At 54.1% G+C, this 1,604-nt stretch carries 1 rRNA gene; it reads right to left on the reverse strand.

Annotation, left to right across the window (positions count from 1 at the left end):
- Window positions 1–1,604 (reverse strand): 23S ribosomal RNA (locus ACFSFY_RS04840); the annotation flags it as partial.

Raw genomic sequence — 1,604 nt, forward strand, 5'->3', positions numbered from 1 at the left:
AACCCCCTGGCCTGTGCCACTCAGTCTTGCTTGCGCAAGGTGAGTCACGCTTATCCCGAAGTTACGCGTGCAATTTGCCGAGTTCCTTCAGCATAGTTCTCTCAAGCGCCTTGGTATGCTCTACCAGTCCACCTGTGTCGGTTTCGGGTACGGTCTCTGTTGGAGTTATTTCCAGGAACAACTTCGCTGCCAGGAGCAATCCAATAAGCCCTGACAACTTACGTCATTCGTCACTTCCAACTGGCCCAGGAATATTTACCTGGTTCCCATCGACTACGCCTTTCGGCCTCGCCTTAGGGGCCGGCTAACCCTGCGCAGATTAACTTTACGCAGGAACCCTTGGACTTTCGGCGAGAGTGTCTCTCACACTCTTTGTCGCTACTCATGTCAGCATTCTCACTTCCGATACCTCCAGCCAGCCTCACGGCTGACCTTCACAGGCTTACGGAACGCTCCGCTACCGCGTGCTTGCGCACACCCATACCTTCGGCGAACGGCTTGAGCCCCGTTACATTTTCCGCGCAGGATCGCTTGACCAGTGAGCTGTTACGCTTTCTTTAAATGATGGCTGCTTCTAAGCCAACATCCTGGTTGTCAAAGCAATCCCACATCGTTTCCCACTTAGCCGTTACTTGGGGGCCTTAGATGATGGTTAGGGTTGTTTCCCTTTTCACGACGGACGTTAGCACCCGCCGTGTGTCTGCCAGATAGTTCTCTTGGGTATTCGGAGTTTGGTTAGAATTGGTACAGCTCGCGCCGCCCGCATCCATCCAGTGCTCTACCCCCCAAGGAATTCGTCTGACGCTCTACCTAAATAGATTTCGCGGAGAACCAGCTATGTCCAGGTTTGATTGGCCTTTCACCCCTATCCACAAGTCATCCCAGACCTTTTCAACGGGCACGGGTTCGGTCCTCCAGCTGGTGTTACCCAGCCTTCAACCTGCTCATGGATAGATCACCTGGTTTCGGGTCGTCATGCGACGTACTTATTCGCCCTATTCAGACTCGCTTTCGCTGCGCCTACACCTAACGGCTTAAGCTTGCACGGCACATGAAGTCGCTGACCCATTATACAAAAGGTACGCCGTCACCACGCGTGGTGGCTCCGACTGCTTGTAGGCTTCCGATTTCAGGTTCTATTTCACTCCCCTCGTCGGGGTGCTTTTCACCTTTCCCTCACGGTACTTGTTCACTATCGGTCACTGAGGAGTACTTAGGCTTGGAGGATGGTCCCCCCATGTTCAGACAGGATTTCACGTGTCCCGCCCTACTCGAGTCTGTCGCTAATTGACGCCTACGGGGCTATCACCCGCTATGGCCGACCTTTCCAGATCGTTCGGCTTTATGTCACGACAGCACTGGCCTGGTCCCGGTTCGCTCGCCACTACTACGGGAGTCTCGGTTGATGTCCTTTCCTCCGGGTACTGAGATGTTTCAGTTCCCCGGGTTCGCTCATTGAACCCTATGTATTCAGGTCAATGTACCTTTGAACGACCTACGAACCAGAACTCCAGCCGGAGCTGAAGTTCACATTCGCAGACCGTAAAGGTGGGTTTCCCCATTCGGAAATCTCCGGATCAAAGGGTGCTCGCGCCTCCCCGGAC

Source organism: Sporosarcina siberiensis, from assembly GCF_042681925.1.
Taxonomy (GTDB): Bacteria; Bacillota; Bacilli; order Bacillales_A; family Planococcaceae; genus Sporosarcina; species Sporosarcina siberiensis.